The organism is Desulfovirgula thermocuniculi DSM 16036 (assembly GCF_000429345.1).
In the GTDB taxonomy this organism is placed as follows: Bacteria; Bacillota; Desulfotomaculia; order Desulfotomaculales; family Desulfovirgulaceae; genus Desulfovirgula; species Desulfovirgula thermocuniculi.
In genome coordinates this window covers 1-17210 of sequence record NZ_AUBR01000060.1, presented here as the reverse complement: position 1 = coordinate 17210, position 17210 = coordinate 1, and the positions used below count along the sequence as shown (strand labels likewise).

Below are 17210 nucleotides of genomic sequence, written 5' to 3'. Positions count from 1 at the left end.
TATTTTGAGGGTTACCGTCTGCATTCAACATCTCCTCCGGCCTGCTTAAATTATAGCACGGCCGGAGAGAAAAACCAAGCCGCCATTCATCCCCCAATTAAAAATCGGGGGCATTCTGGCGGGGCTTTTGTAAAAACACACGGCGAAACGGAACCATCAGCTGCTACATAGACTGCCCTTAAGGGGTTCTCTGCGCAGGGCCTGCCACCTGTTTTACCTCCCGGCAAGCGGTAGTGAAGACGGGTTCCCCTGGCCTTGCAATCGCCGGCCACCTTCTCCACCAGGCTGCGTACCTCGGCCAGCATAGAAGGCCCGGCCCCCACAAAGGATTCTCCGGCCAACTCCGGGACTGGGACAAAGTCAAGGGTGCTCACTACCACCGCGTCAACACCTGCGCTGGCCAGCAGATCCGGTAAGCGGGTCAGTTCGTCGGCAGCCGAACGCAGCAATAGGTAGCTGACGTGAATGGCCGGACGGGGAGAACCAGCTTTTGAGCGGTACCCTGCAAGCCTTTCCATAGCCCGCAAGGCAGCACTCAAGCTGGTTCCCCTCCTGTAGTAATCATTGGCCGGGCCTGTGCCGGCCAGGGAAAAGGAAATAAGGTCCATGCCGCTATTAATTACCCGGCTGCAGACTTCATCGTTAAACAGCATCCCGTTGGTGGTAGTGCTGACGGCACAGCCGGCCGCTTTGGCCAGCTGCACAAAGGTAAAAAAAGAGGGGTCCCCTCTCCATACTGCAAAACCCTCCTTACCTTGAGTACCGTTGCAGGTAGCCCTCGATGTACTTTCTAACCTCTTCCCCGGGGCGGTACACACCAAAATGCCCTTCGCAAAGCACATCCGCGTTTAAAGATAAAAGCTCCGCCATGGAATTTCTCCACGCTTTGAGGTCCGAACCCCAGGCAGGATCAAAGGGACCGTGAACATCCTGGCCAAAGAGAACTCTCTCCCCTCCAACGTCCACGAAAGGAGAAACGCTCCCCGGCGTATGGCCTGGTGTATATAGGAGAATTAAGGTAAGCTCCCCCACTTTTAAGGATTCCGTTTTGCCTTTAATGACCTTATCTACCTTTACGGGCCGGTAGTTAACCCCATAAAACCCGGCGGCAGTAAGCCGCGGGTCCCCCTTCTCCACAGCCGGTAGATCTCCCTCATGGGCTAACACGCAGAGTTCTAGAGACTCTTTAAGGTAGGCCGCGCCCCCTATGTGGTCAATGTGCCCGTGCGTCAGCACCAAAAACTTAACGCGCGAGGGCTCGAAACCGAGACGCCTCACATTTTCCACTATGGCCGGCGCGCTTTCTCCTAGGCCCGCATCTATGATGGCCAGCTGCGAGCCGCCATCTACAAGGTAGACGCAGCAATCCCGGCGGCCGGTAATCCCCGGGCCGCCAATTTGGTACACCCGCCTGCAAACCTGCTGCGGCTTCATATCTCCTCACCGCTCCTCGGGGGAAGTTTCCTTGCTTTATGGACATATTTTCGCCAAGATGACGGCAAATTCCTTTTGCCCTAGCCCAGGGAACGCTTGAACTGGCAGGTTGCCACAAGCACCATGGCGAAGGCAAAGAGAAGCGTCACCATCAGACCGGACAGGATCTTTCCCCAGGCCCACCCTTCAACAATTAACGCGCGCATAGCGGTAACGGCATAGGACAGCGGGTTCCAGGCGGAAACGACCCTTAACCAGGAGGGCATGGCCGCCTCGGGAAAGATGGCATTGCTGGAAAAAACCATGGGCATGGTAAAGAAGTTAAGGATGGGGTGCAGGCCCTCAATGGTTTTAACCCAAATGGCTACGGAGAGAGAAACTCCGGCCATGGCAAAGCAAAAAAGGGCGGCAATAAAGAGCAAGCATAAAAAGCCCCCAAGCCCCGTCTTAAATTTCACCCCCAGGAAGAGGGCCACCAGGGCAATGACGGCCACCTGAATGGCCCCCTGCATGGCGGTGGCCAGCATCTTGCCCACCGGTATGGCCACCCGGGAAACGGGTGCCACCAGCATCTTGCTCAAAAAACCTATGCGGCGGTCCCAGAGGAGGGAAACGCCGCTAAAAATCCCGCCAAAAAGAGCGGTCATAATCATGACGCCCGGAGTCATGAAGTCAATATACCTCTCCACGCCCAGCATGCGGGAGGCAAAGGGGTTGCTGGTGAGCCCCGACATCATGTTACCCATGAGCACAAGCCAGACCAGCGGCTGAAAGACGACCACCAGGATGCGCGGTTTGTGCTGCCAGAAGCGCTTCATCTCGCGCCAGCAAACGTAGTATATGTCGCTTAAAACGGTCAAGCCCCCCTCACCCTCCTCATGAGCATGCGCGCGCGCATGGCCTCCTCCTTGCTCCCGGTTTCGTCCCGGAGCTCCCGCCCCGTGTAATAGAGGTACACGTCGTCCAGGGAGGGCCTTTTAAGCGTCACCCTCTCCACGCCCACTCCCAGAGGTTGGAGCACCTGGAAGATCTGCGGGATCAGCTCCCCGCCGCCCCTGGCCACTATAAAGCAGTCCCCGTCCTGGTGCTTGACGCCGCGCACTCCCGCCAGGCCCTCCAGGGCGGCTACGGCTTCCCTTATTTTTTCCGCCGGGGCCTCCTTAAAGCGGAGGGTCACCACATCACCGCCCAGGCGGTCCTTTAGAGCGGCAGGCGCACCCACGGCCTTAATCACCCCCCGGTCGATGATGGCAATGCGGTCGCACAGGGCGTCGGCCTCTTCCATGTAGTGGGTGGTCATGAAAATGGTCATGCCGTATTTTTCCCGCAGGGCTTTGATGTATCCCCATATCTGGTGCCTGGTCTGGGTATCCAATCCCACCGTGGGCTCGTCCAGAAATAAAACTTTCGGGCGGTGAATGAGGCCGCAAGCAATGTCCAGCCGCTTGCGCATACCGCCGGAGTAGGTTTCCACCAGGTCGTCGGCTCGCTCGTACAAACCCATCATTTTTAAAAGCTCATCACACCTGGCCCTGGCTTCACCCCTAGGGAGGTGGTAAAAGCCGGCCTGCAAGAAAAGGTTATCCCTGCCGCTCAAGTTGTCGTCCACCGCCAGCTCCTGGGAAACGTAGCCAATGCAGAGGCGCACCCGCCCGGGCTCCCTCACCACGTCAAACCCGGCGACAAAAGCCCGCCCCGCCGTGGGCTTAATGAGGGTGGTGAGCATCATAATGGTGGTGGACTTACCGGCCCCGTTAGGACCGAGAAAGCCGAAAATCTCGCCTTCCTCCACCGCAAAGGTAACTTCTTTCACGGCCACTATTCCCCGGGCGTAAACCTTCGTCAAGCCCTCCACTTCGATGATCGCGCCCACTTTTTCCCCTCCGCAACTCACCGCAGCCGACCGGAACAGCACCCGGCAACGGCCTCCCGTGCCGGTTGCGACTCCCCACCAGCCGGGTTTTCCAACGCTTACGCGTTTATATTATACTTGTATTTAAGCCCGTTTTGAGCCAAATTTATTTTGCGGACGGGAAGGGACCTTGGTTGGATACTGAGTTGTTGCGCAAAAAATTACAACCGATTTTGGAAAGTTTCGGGGTAACCTGTTGCTACCTATTTGGCTCCCGCGCAGGCCAGGACTACTACAGGGAGAGCGACATTGATTTGGCGGTAGCCTTCGCCAACTACTCCCCCGCGGTACACAATCTGGAAAAAGAAATCGAGCTACAAGGCGCCCTTTCCGAAGCCCTGGCTCCCCTGGAGGTAGACCTTCTTTTCCTGCAGAAGGCGCCCATTTACCTCAGGTTTGATGTCATCCGCACCGGCAAGGTAATATACTGCACCGACGAGGAGTTCCGCACCGACTTTGAAGATGTAACTATAAGGGACTATCTCGACTTTAAGCCTTTTTTGGACATGTACTACCGGGAAATGATTGAGGATCTGCTTGCGGGGAGGCATGAGCTTGCTCAATAAAGAAATGATTTACAACCGCATTGCTCTAATCAGACACGCTCTGGCCAGGCTAAAAAAATGGCCGCCCTTCCCAAAGAACAATTTTTGGGCGATGCCGATAATTTTGCCATTTTCGAACACCACCTGCGCCGGGCCCTGGAAAGCCTGCTCGACATCGGCAGGCACATCATGGCCAAGCAGGGGCTGGGCCATCCGACCGATTACCGCTCCATCCTGCTAACCCTGGGAAGGGAAAAAATTCTCCCCCCTGAGTTTGCCGAAAAAATCAAGGGCATGGCCGGTTACCGTAACCACCTGGTGCATGGCTACGCGGAGGTAACTCTGGAGGAGGTGTATCAAGTGACTTCCTTAATCTGTTAAACTCAACTCAGAGCCGTTGCCTTGGCAGGAAAACCGGTCTGAGTTGGCAAAGCCTAAAACCTAGCCCTAAGTCCGGGAAAAGGCCTTGACTTCCAGCAGTTCGACTGCTTTGGGGAGACTCGCCTTTCCCGGAATAATATTCAGGCAAGCCAGGGTCTATAGAGGGGAGCGCTTCGAGCGCCAGTGTTAGATAAGGCTCACCACTTGCCTGCAGTAACCTAAATAACGCCCTTTTCTTTTCAAGGAGGTCCACCCAATGATCTTCGTCGGCATTGACTGGGCAGATAAAGAACACGAAGTCTGCGTCCTCGATCAAGACGGCACCGAACTTGCCCATTTCCGGATTCCTCACACGCGCCATGACCTGGAAACCCTCAAGAAGCAGCTGCTGCGCTATGTAACTTCGCCGGAAGAAGCACCCTGCTTCCTGGAAACCAGTCAGGGCCTTCTGATCCAGTTCCTCCTGGAGGCAGGATTCCCCGTCTACCCCCTTAACCCTAAAGTGGTTGACTACCGACGTAAACCTTCCGGCGCTAAAAGTGACACCATTGATGCTCGCCTGCTGGCCGATATTGGTCGCAGCGACCTGCGCCGACTGCGCCGCCTGAACCCCGATTCCAAACTCATTCAGGAGTTGAAGATCCTGTGCCGCGACCAGGATATACTCCTGGAAGAGGTTACTCGGCTCACCAACCGCTTGACCGCTTGCCTCAAGGAGTACTATCCCGTGGCCCTTGAACTCTTCTCGCGCCTAACTCTGCCGGTTACGCTCAACTTCCTTAAGACCTATCCCACCCTGGAAGCGGCAAGGTCTGCCTCAGTGCCCGAATTGGCTGCCTTTTTAAAGGCTCACCGGCACCCTAAACCCAACCTCACCGCACAGCGCATCTACGCTCAGCTGCACGCCCCGCAACTCGAGGCGCGCCCGGCTGTGGTTAGAGCTAAAAGCCGATTTATGCTGGTTCTGATCGCCCAACTCGAGCCCCTCCTGGAGGCCATCAAGAAGTACGATGAGGAAATCACCCGCCTTTTTAAGTCCCACCCCGACAGCCTGATTTTTGCCAGCCTCCCGGGTGCTGGCACTCGGCTCGGGCCGCGGTTGCTGGCGGGGTGGTGCGATGACCGCGGCCGCTACGAAAATGCCGCTGCCGTACAGGCCCTGGCCGGCACTTCCCCCGTCCTCTACCAGAGTGGGAAGTACCGCTTCGCCCGCCAGCGCCGGGCCTGTATCAAGTTCCTGCGCCGGGCATTGCAGCTTTTTGCCTACCAGTCAGTACTTAAGGTCAGCTGGGCTCGAGACTATTACCAGCGCAAGCGCACCGCCGGCAAGACACACCACGAAGCTCTGCGGGCTTTGGCCAACATCTGGGTGCGGATCATCTTCGCGATGTGGTTGAACCGCCGTCCCTATGATGAATCTGTCTTTCTCGCTGCCAGGGCCAGACACGCTCCTTCGGTGGCTTAATCTGCCCTCTTTTATTACAGGTCACCTATTGACATAGAGGGTCTCCCTACACCTAGAGGTGTAGGGCTTCCTGGCGGCAGGTGCACGCACCTGCCGGGTTACACCGGTGCGAGCGACCCTTTTAAAACCCGTTGCCGGAGGGTCTCCCGGAGGGGACCGTCACTTCCGTCCCGACTACGCCAGGTGCCGGACAGGTCTGCCCACGGCCCCCGGCGATACTTGCATAAACCTGTTGAACCTCCTATCCCAGCGCCAAACCCGTGGTTCCCCGAAGGCGAAGCGCAGTTTCCTGCCAATGCATCTACCGAAGAGGTACTGTTTCAGCAGGTTGGCCGCACCGTTGAGGTCGGCCTGAAGGGTCAACCTGCACTTCCCGCATATCCTCAAGCCGCGGTGTCTACGCCACTTGGGGTTGCGGGAGCTACATGTGCGGCAGGTGGAGGACGTGTTCTTCTCCGTCCAGGAGTCGGTTTTTGCACGCCCCTCATGAGGTTCTTGTAACGAGCCGGTCGTAGGCCATCTGGTTGATCTTCTGAGTAGCCTTCCTGCCTTTCATCCCGGTGCGGGCGGAGCGGCGCAGGTCGGTCAGGTCGCCCACCACCGCAAAGGCCACGCCCTCGGCTTCGTCCAGCTCTGCGAAAAGCTTCGTCAGGGTGTGCTCCATCTGCCTGATGCGGCGGTCGAGCTTTTTCAGCCTGCGAATCTTCGCGGCCAAGAGTCTCCTCCACCTGCGGGAGCCCTCCTTTAAACGGCTCATCTTCTTCTGGAAGTCAGCTATGGTTTTGTTCCTGTACTGCACCTGGGAGAGAATTTCCCGGCAGATGAAGAGGTCCAGAGCACCGTTTAACGTGGCCCGCACGAAAGTCGCAGAGTTGTAGTCGTATGCCGAAACGGCGCCTGCGCGGTAAACGGATACAACTCCCAGGTCGAAGGTCACGTGGAGTACCAGGTTTTCCACTTTGCGGCGGCGAACGACCGCCTTCACCTTGACCTCGACCGGGGTGCCTTTCATTCCCGTGCTATCGGGCAGGGTGACCACGTTCCACCCTTCGGGTAGTGCGACCTTGATGGGTTCCTTCTTCCGAGAGAGCTTCAACACGAGGGTGTCACCCTCGACATCGAAGCCTTGCCTCTTCCAGGTCACAGTACGAAGGTGGCCCTTCGGCTTGAAATTGGGCGGGTTCATTTCGGTGTGGCCGTTTTCCTTGTGCTCCCGGTAGCTCGATACAGCTTCAAAGTACTCTTCCACCACCGCCTGTGCCGATTGAGAGTGCAGCTCCTTCCAAGAGACGATGGACTTGAACTTCGCCTTGAGTTCCGCTTCCGTTGGCCAGCGGTTTTCCATGCTGGTCTTTTCTTTTACACAAGCTCTAGCTATCCAACCTTTTTAATTTAACCCAGGCCAAGATAAACAAAACCACACCCCACCCTCCCAACAATGTCGCCAGCCCCCAGTGAAAGTATTTCCTGCATAACGCAGTGCGCAAAAGCTCCGCCGCCGGAGTAAGGGGGAAAAGCCAGACAAGGTACTGTAAAAAGCCCGGTAAGCGCTCCACGGGGATAAGGGTGGCGCTTAAAAAGGTCACAGGCACAAGGATAAATTCGCTGACCAGGGCCTGGTCGTCAAAAGAGCGCAGGCACAGGCCGATGAGCACGCCAAGGGCCCCAAAACAAAAGGAGGCCAATAACATTGCCCCGCCAAAGGGCCAGTTCGGCTTTAAACTGGGAACCAGGAGGAAGGCTACCCCAAAGACAATCAGCCCGGCCAAAAGGCCGCGCATGGCGCCAGACAGGGTGTAGCCCAGGCAAAGGGAAAAATTGCTCACCGGGGCCAGACGGTAAGATTCAAAACTTTGCCAAAAAAGGCGGGTATAGAACATGCGCACGGTGACCGAAGTCACGCCGTTGTTAAACAGAGCCAGGGCTACTATGCCCGGTACTAAAAACTCCAAGTAACTCGCTCCTCCCGGCATGATCACCCGCAGCCGCCCTCCTACACCAAAGCCAAAGGAAAGCAAAAAGAGCAAAGGAGAAAGCATGTAGGTGGCCAGGTAGAGCCAGAATTTGCTCCGCCAGTAAATCATTTCTTCCCAGAGAATGGGATACCACTGGGGAGGGAAAAAGCGCCTCCCTTTTCCTCTGTCCGTCAAAGCCCTGCCCGCAGGGTTAATTGCTTTTTCCCCAGTCCGTACCAGCCTGGGGGAAGCTTTGAGTTCTTGCGGCTGCTTAAAGAAACCTCCCGCTGGAGAGGGCAAATAAGCTCACCGCCTTTGTTTTTCATTCTTCCCGCCGCCACTTTAACAACCAGTAAGCCAGCAGGTAAAGACCGGCCATCCAGCCAATGCTCTGGAAAAACCAATCCGGGTGAAAGGCTCCGCTTAAGGCCAGTGCCCGCAAGTTATAGGTAGCCGCCGTCAGGGGAAGGCCCCAGCATAGGCGGGCTAGCAAACCGGGCAGTTGTTCCACCGGGAAAAAGGTACCGCAGAAAAAGGTCATGGGAAAGACGATTAAGTTGGTAAACATAAGCGTATCTTTATCGCCCCCGGCAACCATGGCTACGGCCACCGCCAGACAGGCAAAAGTGAGGCAAATGACCAGCAGCTGGAGAAAGAAGAAAAGAGGGAAACAAAAACCCTCCACAAAAAAAGTCCCGGCACAGGAGAAGACTACCAGAGCCGAGATAAAACCTTTTGCTCCCGCCCCCAAGACATGTCCGGCCAAAAGAGAAGCGGTGGAAATAGGCGCCAGCAGGTATTCGTCCAACACGCGGTAATAGTTCCGCCTTAGGGTAAACCAGTTGACCAGGTCGACATAACTACCTGAAACAGCAGCCATAACCACCAATCCCGGCACAAGAAAGCCCAAGAAGCTTTGCGCGGCTTGAGCCTTTTGTTGCTCCATGTTCCAGGCAAAGATGGTCAGAAAAATGAGGGGGCGGTTTAAGCTACCAATGAAAAAACGCCACCAGCGACGGCGCCAGACTAAGCCCATGGCTAGGACAATGGGCAACCATTCCAGGTAACACAACCCTTGAGGGTTTCTGTTGAAGGGCCCCGCTAAAAGGGGAAGCCCGCCGGTAAAATCTTCCTTACGCCTACGCCAGTTCACCTGCATCACGTCCGGTCAGCTCCACAAAAACATCCTCTAGGTCGGTGCGCCGTACCACCGTATCCACATCCTGGCTTTGCGCGTACGCATTGGCTTCGGCTCTGGTGGTGAAAAAGCGCCGCTTGGTTCCCCGTGCACTTAAAAATTCCACGCAGTAACTGCCCAGCCTCTCTTTGAGCTCCGCCGGACTGCCCAAAGCAATGAGCCGTCCGCGGTCGATGATACCCACCCGGTGGCAGAGGGTTTCCGCTTCTTCAATGTAATGGGTGGTAAGCAGCACGGTCACGCCCTCCCGGTTCATAAGCTGGAGGAGATCCCAGATTTTGCGGCGGGTTGGCGGATCAAGGCCAATGGTGGGTTCGTCCAGGAAGAGAATGAGAGGCTGGTGTAAAAGGGCCCGGGCAATCAGCAGCCGCCGTGCCATACCCCCGGAGTAGTGCTGCACTCGCACGTCTGCCCACTCCTCCAGCCCCACGTAGGCCAGGAGGTCCTTTATCCGCCTCTCCCGCACATCGCGCGGCATACGGTGCAGCAAGGCGTGCAGGAGCAGGTTCTCACGCCCGGTTAATTCCCGCTCCAAATTGTTAACCTGGGGCACCACCCCTATACACCTCTTCACTTCCACCTGACGGCTGCCCACAGGGTAGCCGGCCACATACGTTTCGCCGGCGGTAGGCCTGGTCAGGGTAGTGAGCATGCGGATGATAGTGGTCTTACCCGCCCCGTTTGGCCCGAGGAGGCCAAAGATTTCCCCCTGCCAAACCCGAAAGCTTACCCCGTCCACAGCCCGCACCCGGTTGTAGTACTTTACCACATTCTTGAGTTCCAATATCACTTCAGCGGCTTTTTGATCAACAACTCCATCTCCCGCGTCCCTCAAACCACGACACCATCCCATGCTGCGCGAAGCTTGGGCTTCTCCCCGCAAGGATGTAGCAAGTTACTTTGTTATCATAAACATTTTTCCTGTTTCTGGATCCCTAAAAACCGTGCCCACTTTTTCATACGCCTTCCCTTCTCCCCGGGTTTCAATGAGGTCGCGTCGCACTTCCGGCAACTGCGAAACATCCTTTCCCAACTTTATATCTACTTTTTCTCCTTTGCGAGCGAGGTCAACGTTCCAGTAAATTGCCAGCGCCAAGATTAACCCGCACGCAAAAACCAGCATGGCGTCCACAATATTGATTGCTCCCTCTATGGGATTAACGTCTCCCATTCTCTCCAGTACGCTTTTTGTCCTCCGCAACCTCCCCTTCACCTGCCAACACCTCCAGCAGAGATTCCATAATAGTTTCCAGAGCACTCAAGGAGTCCTCATACCACCTTTTCCGCACCTGAGAAATAACAAAAGCAATCGCAGCTGAGGCCAGGCCAATCACCGTGGCATCAAAAGCAGTTAATAACGATTCTGCTAGCCTCTGAATGTTTCCCTGGCTCATGGCAATCAAGCCTGGTCCTAGAGGTATAAGGGTGGCCATTAAGCCCAACATGGGCCCCAGGCGAGCGATAGCATCCGTGCGGCTCGTAATCCTTGCGTAATGCAATTCTTCTTTAGTTAAAAGCTGGCGGGCAAGGGCTTGAAGCGTGGCCGCAGGCAGGTCGTAGTTAGCCAAAAACTCACTCACAGCATCCTTTTGCCGCCGCGAAAGCTCGCTCTGCAAAACCAGGGCTTTAATCTTTGCTAGATCGCGCTCTTTCCGGAATTGCTGTAGGAGAGCAGTGACATGAACTTTGATCCTCCCTCCGCGCCGCTCCTTAAACCACTCTACCACTAAGCTCCCCAGTTCGGCCATGGAAAATATGACGAAAAACAGCAACACAGCAATAGTTGGCACCAGCAAGCCGTAGGAAAAGATATGCATCAGTTCCCGCAGAAACTTTAAGCCTACTGCGTCCACCTTCATGCCTCCCTTGCATATTCCAGATACTTCCTACCCGCACCAAAGAAAAAGGATACTAAAAGTCCAAAGGCCATAAGCAAAGAGTTGTTTTTCTCTGGCACGGCAGGGATTTCGCAGGCCTCTACTTCGAAAACGTGCAGATCTTGGCCCCCTGGCGTATCTCCCTCCGAAGCGCTTGTGCTTTCATTGGACCCTGCGCCTCTTAATTCGGTAGCAGTCACCTGGGGCGTTTCTGCTGCTTGTGTATTCGCCGAGGTTTTTTGCGCGGCATCGGGAGCATTGCTTTCCGCCAGCTTCACCCCGGAAAGGTCTCGCTCACCTTTTTTTAGGTTCTCATTCCCGCTGGTAAATTCATCCGGCATGCCACCGTCCAGCTTTTCCAGCGCCGCCCTTAGACCCCGCAGGTAAGTGTATTCAAGCGGCAGGTCGTCTTGCTCCAGCACATTTCCCTCGCTATAAGAATGAACGAGCACGTTGCACCCCTTGAGCAACTCCCGGAAAACGTCAGGCTGGTTAGTACCCCAGATGGTTTCAGAATAAACATTGCTTACCCGGTTCACAAATTGCTCGGCCATTTTTTCGTGGTCCTGGCTAAAACCTAGTACCATGACCCCGGAACCATATTCTCCTACGGGAGGGGCAAAAATCCCGGCCACCGCCAGTTCGCCGGCCTCCTTTTGCTGGTGACCTGCAGCAAGCAGTTTCCGCACTGTCACCACCCACCGCCTGGCGACGTAGTTTGACTCTAAGGGTTCCTTCCCTTTCACGAGAAGCCCAGCCTTTTCCAGGGGAACAAGTGTAGCGTCTAAAACCGACTGCAGTTCGGGATAAGCCGAAGCGATGCTCTGATAAGAAGAGGCCAGAGCCAGGCGGTACGCCCTGTCGAGTAAAATGATCTGGTTTTGAAAAAGGTCGCGAAACAAGCCCGTAGTTACCATTACTACATCAATGCGCGGCCGGCCCAACTCATCAAGGCTTATCAGCTCCAGGCCGGTAACTTTTCCCGAGGCATCCCACTTGAGCCTGACACCGATGAGCGCAAGGGCAAAGGAAACCATGGGCCCTTCTTTCCCTGTCGTCTCTACGCCCCACAATACCCCTGCAACCCGCAAAGGATAGTTGCCTTTTTCTGTTTTGAACTTACTTACAGTCTCACGGGCCATTTTTTCGCCTGCTGCATATGCTTCCCGGCTTGGGTATTTCTCGGGAGCAAGGGCATTTTTAATCTTTTCGTCAAACTGGGGCGCGTTGAACCTCGCTTGGCCAAAGGCTAGAGAGGCAAGGTCCGAAGTAAAGAGGCAAATGAGCAGAAGCGAAAGAACCCACTTCCAACCGCGCAAAAGCACACTCCCTCCCTTCCGGAAACTGCCATCCGGGGCACGGACGTCCCCCCAAAAAAGGTGCTTTTCACCCCAGCATGCCCACCCTGTACAACTGCGGTTCTTCTTCTGCCCCAACATCCACCGGCGCCACCGGTATCACCTGCAACCCCCACTGTGTTTCGCTGACCACCGCTTCAACGCCGTAAGTTGCGCGAATGTTTTCCGGCGAGAGCACCGCTTTAGGGCTCCCTGCTGCGAAAATACGCCCCTCATACAAGAGTATAAGACGGTCCGCGAAGCGGCTGGCCAGGTTGAGGTCGTGCAATACCATTACCACTACCCGCTCTTTGTTCACAGCGAATTCTTTTATGAACCCGAGCACCTCAAGTTGATAACGGATGTCCAGCGTGGCCGTTGGCTCATCTAAAAGAAACACCTCCGGCTCCTGGGCCAGAGCACGGGCAATGAGAACTTTTTGCCTCTGGCCGCTTGAAAGCTCTTCGAGCTGGCGCTCCGCTAAATCGGTTAGCCCTAAAAGGGTGAGGGCGCTTGATACTACCGCCAAATCGCGCTGGCTTACTCCCCAGCTCAGGTGGGGGCGGCGACCGTGGAGTACCGCTTCAAGCACGGTGCAGGGGAAAGGGTTTCCCGTACCCGGCGGCGGCACGTAGCCCAGGCAGCGCCCAATTTCCCGCCCGTGCAGGGAGGCGAGGTTCTTCCCATCCAAAAAGATTGTTCCCATTTGTGGTCTCAGCACCCTTGCCAGGCACTTGAGCAGCGTTGATTTACCGGAGCCATTTGGCCCCACGATCCCGAGCACCTCGCCACCCCGCACCTTAAAGGTGACGTTTTCCAGCGCAGGTATGCTGCCGTAGGCAAAGGACACTTCCTTGACTTGCAAGCGCATTTCCATTCCCCTCCTGTGATGTAGGGAAAGCGGGCACCCCGCAACCTGCGAAGTGCCCGGGTGAGAGAAACTATTGGATAATTATCGCTTGCTTTGCCGGATCCCAAGAGACTTGGAAGCCCATCGCTTGAGCCAGGTACCGATATGGCACCATTACCCGCCCGTTAACAATTTCCGGGGCAGCGTCCATAGAAAGGGTGATCCCTTGCAGCACGTATGCTTTTTGCCCTACCTTAAACTGCACCACCCGTTCGCCGGTAAAAAGTGTTACGGCAAAGTTCTCGTTATCCCAATGAATTTGATCATTAGTCAATCCAGCTGCGTAAGCTAAATAGCGTACCGGCGCATAGGTTCGCCCTTCTTTAACGTAGGGAGCCACATCCATCTCCCTTTCCTCACCATTCACAAAGTATTTAGTGGCCCCCACGGTAAAGACAATTTCCTTCTCTCTTTTCACCTTCTCTTCTCCCGGAGCGGGAGTTACACAGCGTGCCAGAACACAGGTTAATTTATTGAGTGATGAGGGAAAGAGAGCTTCCGTTTCGGCAAGGGCGCTGCCGCTTATCTCTAGGGTAATGTCACCTTCAGGAGCGGTGCGGTCAACGGTCAAAAGAATATTTTCCACCACAATCGTGCTCCCCACCTGCTCGGTAACCGTGCCACTGCTTTCGCTACCGGCGCCGGAACTTAGCCTGCCGTTGCCTTTCTACAGGTGTGGTGCTGGGAAGCTTCACCGGGATAACGAGCGTCTGCTCGTTATCGTCAAGCTTGATTCCGGTAGCATCGAGCTCCAGGTCTCCGGCGGTTACTTTTACAGCTGGTACCCGTGCAAAACGCACCCCTGAAGGCAGGTTAAGCCTCAAAACCGCCCGGTTTCCAGAAGCATCCCGGACCCGCAGAGCCCCAACCAGGTTCTCCTGGATGGTGAGCGCGCCCACCGACTGTCCCTGCACCCCGATACGGACTGTCCCGCCCGCGGCAGAAACTGCCACCGGCGCCTGAACGTGGGCCACAGTCACGGTGCTGCTGACGCCGGGCCCCTTGACGGTTACGGCCAGCTCCTCAGGGGCGCCAAGGGCAAGGTCCACGGTGGCGTTTTTGAAACAGAAGACCGCGCGTTCCGAAGAAGCAGTTTTGACTACAAAGGTTACTGTTCTTCCCTCATCCCGCGTGCCGCGGAACTCGAGGCTTCCGTTCCCAGCCTCAAGGCTCACCTGAGGCACCTGGTTCCACTTCGCCCCTTCGGGGAGCGTGAGGCTGATCAGCCTTCCTTGGGGCAGGTCCCCCGGCATTCCCTCGGCAATGGTGAAGCTTCCGATCTGCTGGTTGAGCCGCCCGGCCACCACGTCAAGAGCGTTCTTTGCCATTACCGTTAACCCGGGAACCAAATACTTGGCCACAGTTACCTCGGCTATTCGTTCGCCGCCCACACCGGGGTTGGTGCCGCCGTAGGTCACTTTAACGTCGCGGGATGTGGTTAAAGGTTCATTAACTTTTACTGAAGCTTTTATCACCAGCTGGCCGGGACTGCCGCTGCTTTCATTGTTGATCTTGAGGTAGAGGGCACTGCACCCGTCCCTCTCGGTATAAACTGCGAAGTGTACACTGCCGCTGCTAAATCCACCTAATGGAATGAGGGTCACGTTATCCCAGCTAAAGCCAGGGCTGAGGACCAGTTTTACTGTGTTCATTTGCGGGAATCTAGTGTCGTTCTTTTTCAAAGCTCCGGCCACGTCTTCCTTCAGTGTGATATCGGCAATCTTCCCACCGTTATCGGTGATGTTGGTCGGGGAACCTGCAGTAATAGTGCTTCCTCCAAAGGTGAGAAGTCTACCTATGGTTACTGAACCGGAAGAGAAACCAGAGGTTGAAGGAGCGTCAAGCGTGACTTTGATGTCGGAAGAGTCAAGCTCCCCTGGGGCCACGGGTTTGATGTATACTTCATCGAAATAAACATATGCCCGGAAAGTCCGAGATGTCGGAGAATTGTAATTCCATTTCAAGACAAATTGCTGCTGGTTAAGAGCCTTGAACACTATTTCTCCCGTACGCAGTGCTATTAAACTCTCAAACAATTGTTTATATTGATCAGACAAGTTTTCTTTTAGCTTGTCCTTTTCAGCAGTGCTAATCCCTATCAACTCGACTTCGCCGTCGTATGAACAGGGTGATTTAATCTCTACTGATTTCGATTCCAAGGTACTTACTGTTTCTCCTACTTTAACCATATAATCTCCTACTTGCTTTTCTTCAATAACTTTTTTTGCGATTTCAACCTTATACGTCCTTGTTAACGTCATATTTGAGAAATCAATAGCATAAGTGGTAGGGAGAGTTACGGTAACAACATTATAAATTGTATATCTCCTATTATCATCACTACTAGTTATGGTCGCTTCATATACCTCTTTACTAACTGCGCCAGTAGTAGGTGGAGAATAAGATGAACCACCCGGAAAACTAATCTTAAGTTTGTTTATGTTAATGAAAGTGGGAACAACTACGTTGACTAAATCCCCTTTCTTTATTGAGCCTGCATAACTTTCAGAAATTAAGAGTCCCCCGAGTTGCGCTGTGCTATCTGGGCTCGCATTCGGCACCCAAAGCGCCGAGTTGGTGGTAGCGGCAAAAGCGCTACTGGTAAAAGTTAAAATTAGACAAATTAGCAGTATAAAAAGCAGATTTGTGGTTAGCAATAACCGACGCATCTTGTCTTAACTCCTCCCCCGGTTGAATTCAATTAACAAATTGAGTAGCTACAGGCCATCATTGCTCTCGCAAAAGGCTCTTTTCGATACTTCTTCGTATAGCGAACAAAAATACGTTCCCACCTCCCCGACAGTAGAGTCCCTTTCTGCGAGGCCAACCACTCTAAAATGTAGTTACATCTCTGGGTAAGCATAGGCACCTTCGAGATCAAGGTTGTGGAACTTCTTCAACATCTCTCTGTGTATCGCACTTGGGTCAACATCCGGGAAAAGATCCGGATAAATCCACTTAGCCATATAGGCCATCCCCACAATTGCCCTCGGGCCGGTGTAGATCTCGCTGGAAAGCATGAAAACTTTCTCTTGCTTCACAGCGGCGATCTTGTCCCAGCCAGGGCGGCGCATAATCTCTGCCCGCTTCTTGGCCATCGCCTCGGAACTCTCACCGTACCCGGATGGAATGGAACTGCCACAGGCTTTAATTACTACCTGTGGGTTTTGGGCTACTACCCACTCCGCGTTTACCTTCGGGTAGGGTATTCTCAGGCCCGCGCAGATACTCCGCGCCCCGACGCATTCCAGCATCTCGGCCCCGCCAGAACCCGGTCCGGTACCAGAGTAATCGGTATAACCCTCGAGATAAACCAATGGCCGTTTATTAAGCGGTATTTCCTTTGTCCGCTCCGCAAATAGTTTCTGGTATTTCTCAAAGTAAGCGATGTATGCCTCTGCTTCTTTCTGGCGCCCGAGGATAGTTCCCAAAGTGCGGATATCCTGACTCATGGTGGAAAGTTTGTAGCAGTCCAGCAATACCACCGGTATACCCGCCCGCTCAATCTGGGCAATAATTTCCGGCTTTAAAAAGTTGCCGTAGCCGAAAACTACATCGGGCCTCAAAGCCAAAATCTTCTCCACGTTAGGAGTGAAGGCAGCGCCTACCTTCGCTTTTTCTTTAACCAGAGGTGGAAAGTCGGCAGTATCCGAAACGCCAACAATCCTCTTTTCTTCCCCGAAAGCGCAGATGAGCTCGGTAACATCGGAGTTCACCGAAACAATGCGCTGCGGCGGAGAGGGAACACGCACCGTGCGTCCCATGGAATCCTTAATGGTGATGCGCTTAGGTGAAACTACCTCTCCTTCGGGGGTGATGAAATATTCGGTAACTGTATCCTTGTCTTGCTGGGCACCTGCACCCGTACGAACGATCACCGTACGCGTTGTACCGTCCCAGTTCACTTCGGCTCCCAAGGACTCGCCGATGAAGCGCAGGGGTACCATCGTCCGGCCGTTGATTATCTTGCCCGGCACATCAAGGCTCACAGGACGCTCATTTACATAGGCCGTCCCCTGCCCTATAACCAGCCTGACCGTGGTGCCTTCCTTCCTGCCGGTCACCGTCTGGGTGCTCCCATCCCATTCCACCGAGGCCCCAAGTGCCTCAAAAATGGCCCGCAACGGCACCAGCACGCGGCCCTGTTCCACCACCGGCGGCGTATCGCAGACCAGCTCCTTCCCGTCTACCTGCAC

Annotated in this window: 19 protein-coding genes; 3 read left to right on the top strand and 16 right to left on the bottom strand. The window is 54.8% G+C overall.

The window, feature by feature from the left end; translation table 11 throughout:
• Positions 1-86 precede the first annotated feature (86 nt).
• The 4 genes from G454_RS0112450 to G454_RS0112435 form a co-directional block, all read right to left on the bottom strand.
• Positions 87-704 (bottom strand): radical SAM protein, encoded by a 618-nt coding sequence (locus tag G454_RS0112450; protein WP_027718889.1) that lies wholly within the window; start codon positions 702-704, stop codon positions 87-89.
• 46 nt (positions 705-750) lie between these two features.
• Positions 751-1434: an MBL fold metallo-hydrolase gene (locus G454_RS0112445; protein ID WP_027718888.1), complete on the bottom strand. Its 684-nt coding sequence runs from the start codon at positions 1432-1434 to the stop codon at positions 751-753.
• A gap of 80 nt (positions 1435-1514) precedes the next feature.
• Positions 1515-2294 (bottom strand): ABC transporter permease, encoded by a 780-nt coding sequence (locus tag G454_RS0112440; RefSeq protein WP_027718887.1) that lies wholly within the window; start codon positions 2292-2294, stop codon positions 1515-1517.
• Complete coding sequence (locus G454_RS0112435) at positions 2291-3307, bottom strand: ATP-binding cassette domain-containing protein (RefSeq protein ID WP_027718886.1); 1017 nt, start codon at positions 3305-3307, stop codon at positions 2291-2293. The genes G454_RS0112440 and G454_RS0112435 overlap by 4 nt, the downstream gene beginning before the upstream one ends.
• 173 nt (positions 3308-3480) lie before the next feature.
• Between G454_RS0112435 and mntA the strand changes: the two genes are divergently transcribed.
• The 3 genes from mntA to G454_RS0112420 all read left to right on the top strand — a co-directional run bounded on the left by mntA (position 3481) and on the right by G454_RS0112420 (position 5737).
• The gene (gene mntA, locus G454_RS0112430) at positions 3481-3912 is read left to right on the top strand and encodes a type VII toxin-antitoxin system MntA family adenylyltransferase antitoxin (protein ID WP_027718885.1); all 432 of its coding nucleotides are present in this window, start codon (positions 3481-3483) and stop codon (positions 3910-3912) included.
• Positions 3913-3996: 84 nt separating this feature from the next.
• Positions 3997-4272 carry a type VII toxin-antitoxin system HepT family RNase toxin gene (hepT, locus tag G454_RS19045; RefSeq protein ID WP_169719360.1) on the top strand — a complete coding sequence of 92 codons (276 nt, stop codon included), beginning with the start codon at positions 3997-3999 and terminating at the stop codon, positions 4270-4272.
• A gap of 256 nt (positions 4273-4528) precedes the next feature.
• On the top strand, positions 4529-5737 hold the full coding sequence (locus G454_RS0112420; protein WP_027718884.1) for an IS110 family RNA-guided transposase: 1209 nt from the start codon (positions 4529-4531) through the stop codon (positions 5735-5737).
• Between the two features lie 174 nt (positions 5738-5911).
• Here G454_RS0112420 and G454_RS22410 read toward each other — a convergent pair whose 3' ends face one another.
• The 12 genes from G454_RS22410 to G454_RS0112365 form a co-directional block, all read right to left on the bottom strand.
• Positions 5912-6100: a hypothetical protein gene (locus tag G454_RS22410; RefSeq protein WP_245574401.1), complete on the bottom strand. Its 189-nt coding sequence runs from the start codon at positions 6098-6100 to the stop codon at positions 5912-5914.
• A gap of 121 nt (positions 6101-6221) precedes the next feature.
• Positions 6222-7082, bottom strand: coding sequence for a hypothetical protein (locus tag G454_RS19040; protein ID WP_245574400.1), 861 nt, complete (start codon positions 7080-7082; stop codon positions 6222-6224).
• 25 nt (positions 7083-7107) lie between these two features.
• Positions 7108-7887: an ABC transporter permease gene (locus G454_RS0112410; protein WP_027718883.1), complete on the bottom strand. Its 780-nt coding sequence runs from the start codon at positions 7885-7887 to the stop codon at positions 7108-7110.
• A gap of 127 nt (positions 7888-8014) precedes the next feature.
• The gene (locus G454_RS0112400; RefSeq protein WP_211230090.1) at positions 8015-8746 is read right to left on the bottom strand and encodes an ABC transporter permease; all 732 of its coding nucleotides are present in this window, start codon (positions 8744-8746) and stop codon (positions 8015-8017) included.
• 85 nt (positions 8747-8831) lie between these two features.
• On the bottom strand, positions 8832-9743 hold the full coding sequence (locus G454_RS0112395; protein WP_156896772.1) for an ABC transporter ATP-binding protein: 912 nt from the start codon (positions 9741-9743) through the stop codon (positions 8832-8834).
• Positions 9744-9785: 42 nt separating this feature from the next.
• A complete protein-coding gene (locus G454_RS0112390) occupies positions 9786-10061 on the bottom strand; it encodes a DUF2149 domain-containing protein (RefSeq protein WP_051276366.1) in 276 nt (91 codons plus the stop codon).
• Entirely contained in the window at positions 10048-10743 is a 696-nt protein-coding gene (locus G454_RS0112385) for a MotA/TolQ/ExbB proton channel family protein (RefSeq protein ID WP_027718879.1), read from the bottom strand. Before G454_RS0112385 ends, G454_RS0112390 begins: the two co-directional genes overlap by 14 nt.
• 2 nt (positions 10744-10745) lie before the next feature.
• A complete protein-coding gene (locus G454_RS0112380; RefSeq protein WP_027718878.1) occupies positions 10746-12086 on the bottom strand; it encodes a cobaltochelatase subunit CobN in 1341 nt (446 codons plus the stop codon).
• Between the two features lie 67 nt (positions 12087-12153).
• On the bottom strand, positions 12154-12975 hold the full coding sequence (locus G454_RS19035) for an ABC transporter ATP-binding protein (protein WP_035107768.1): 822 nt from the start codon (positions 12973-12975) through the stop codon (positions 12154-12156).
• 70 nt (positions 12976-13045) lie between these two features.
• Entirely contained in the window at positions 13046-13618 is a 573-nt protein-coding gene (locus tag G454_RS22140; RefSeq protein WP_211230089.1) for a copper amine oxidase N-terminal domain-containing protein, read from the bottom strand.
• Between the two features lie 28 nt (positions 13619-13646).
• Entirely contained in the window at positions 13647-15683 is a 2037-nt protein-coding gene (locus G454_RS22135) for a hypothetical protein (RefSeq protein ID WP_211230088.1), read from the bottom strand.
• 174 nt (positions 15684-15857) lie between these two features.
• Positions 15858-17210, bottom strand: a 1353-nt coding sequence (locus tag G454_RS0112365; RefSeq protein WP_027718877.1) for a stalk domain-containing protein, incomplete at its 5' end; no start/stop codon positions are given.

What these genes read in the sequence shown, in the direction of transcription:
- G454_RS0112395 (WP_156896772.1), bottom strand. Translation starts at nt 9,743, where the DNA reads ATGGGATGGTGTCGTGGTTTGAGGGACGCGGGAGATGGAGTTGTTGAT.
- G454_RS0112420 (WP_027718884.1), top strand. Translation starts at nt 4,529, where the DNA reads ATGATCTTCGTCGGCATTGACTGGGCAGATAAAGAACACGAAGTCTGC.
- G454_RS0112390 (WP_051276366.1), bottom strand. Translation starts at nt 10,061, where the DNA reads ATGGGAGACGTTAATCCCATAGAGGGAGCAATCAATATTGTGGACGCC.
- G454_RS19040 (WP_245574400.1), bottom strand. Translation starts at nt 7,082, where the DNA reads ATGGAAAACCGCTGGCCAACGGAAGCGGAACTCAAGGCGAAGTTCAAG.
- G454_RS19035 (WP_035107768.1), bottom strand. Translation starts at nt 12,975, where the DNA reads ATGCGCTTGCAAGTCAAGGAAGTGTCCTTTGCCTACGGCAGCATACCT.
- G454_RS22135 (WP_211230088.1), bottom strand. Translation starts at nt 15,683, where the DNA reads ATGCGTCGGTTATTGCTAACCACAAATCTGCTTTTTATACTGCTAATT.
- G454_RS0112445 (WP_027718888.1), bottom strand. Translation starts at nt 1,434, where the DNA reads ATGAAGCCGCAGCAGGTTTGCAGGCGGGTGTACCAAATTGGCGGCCCG.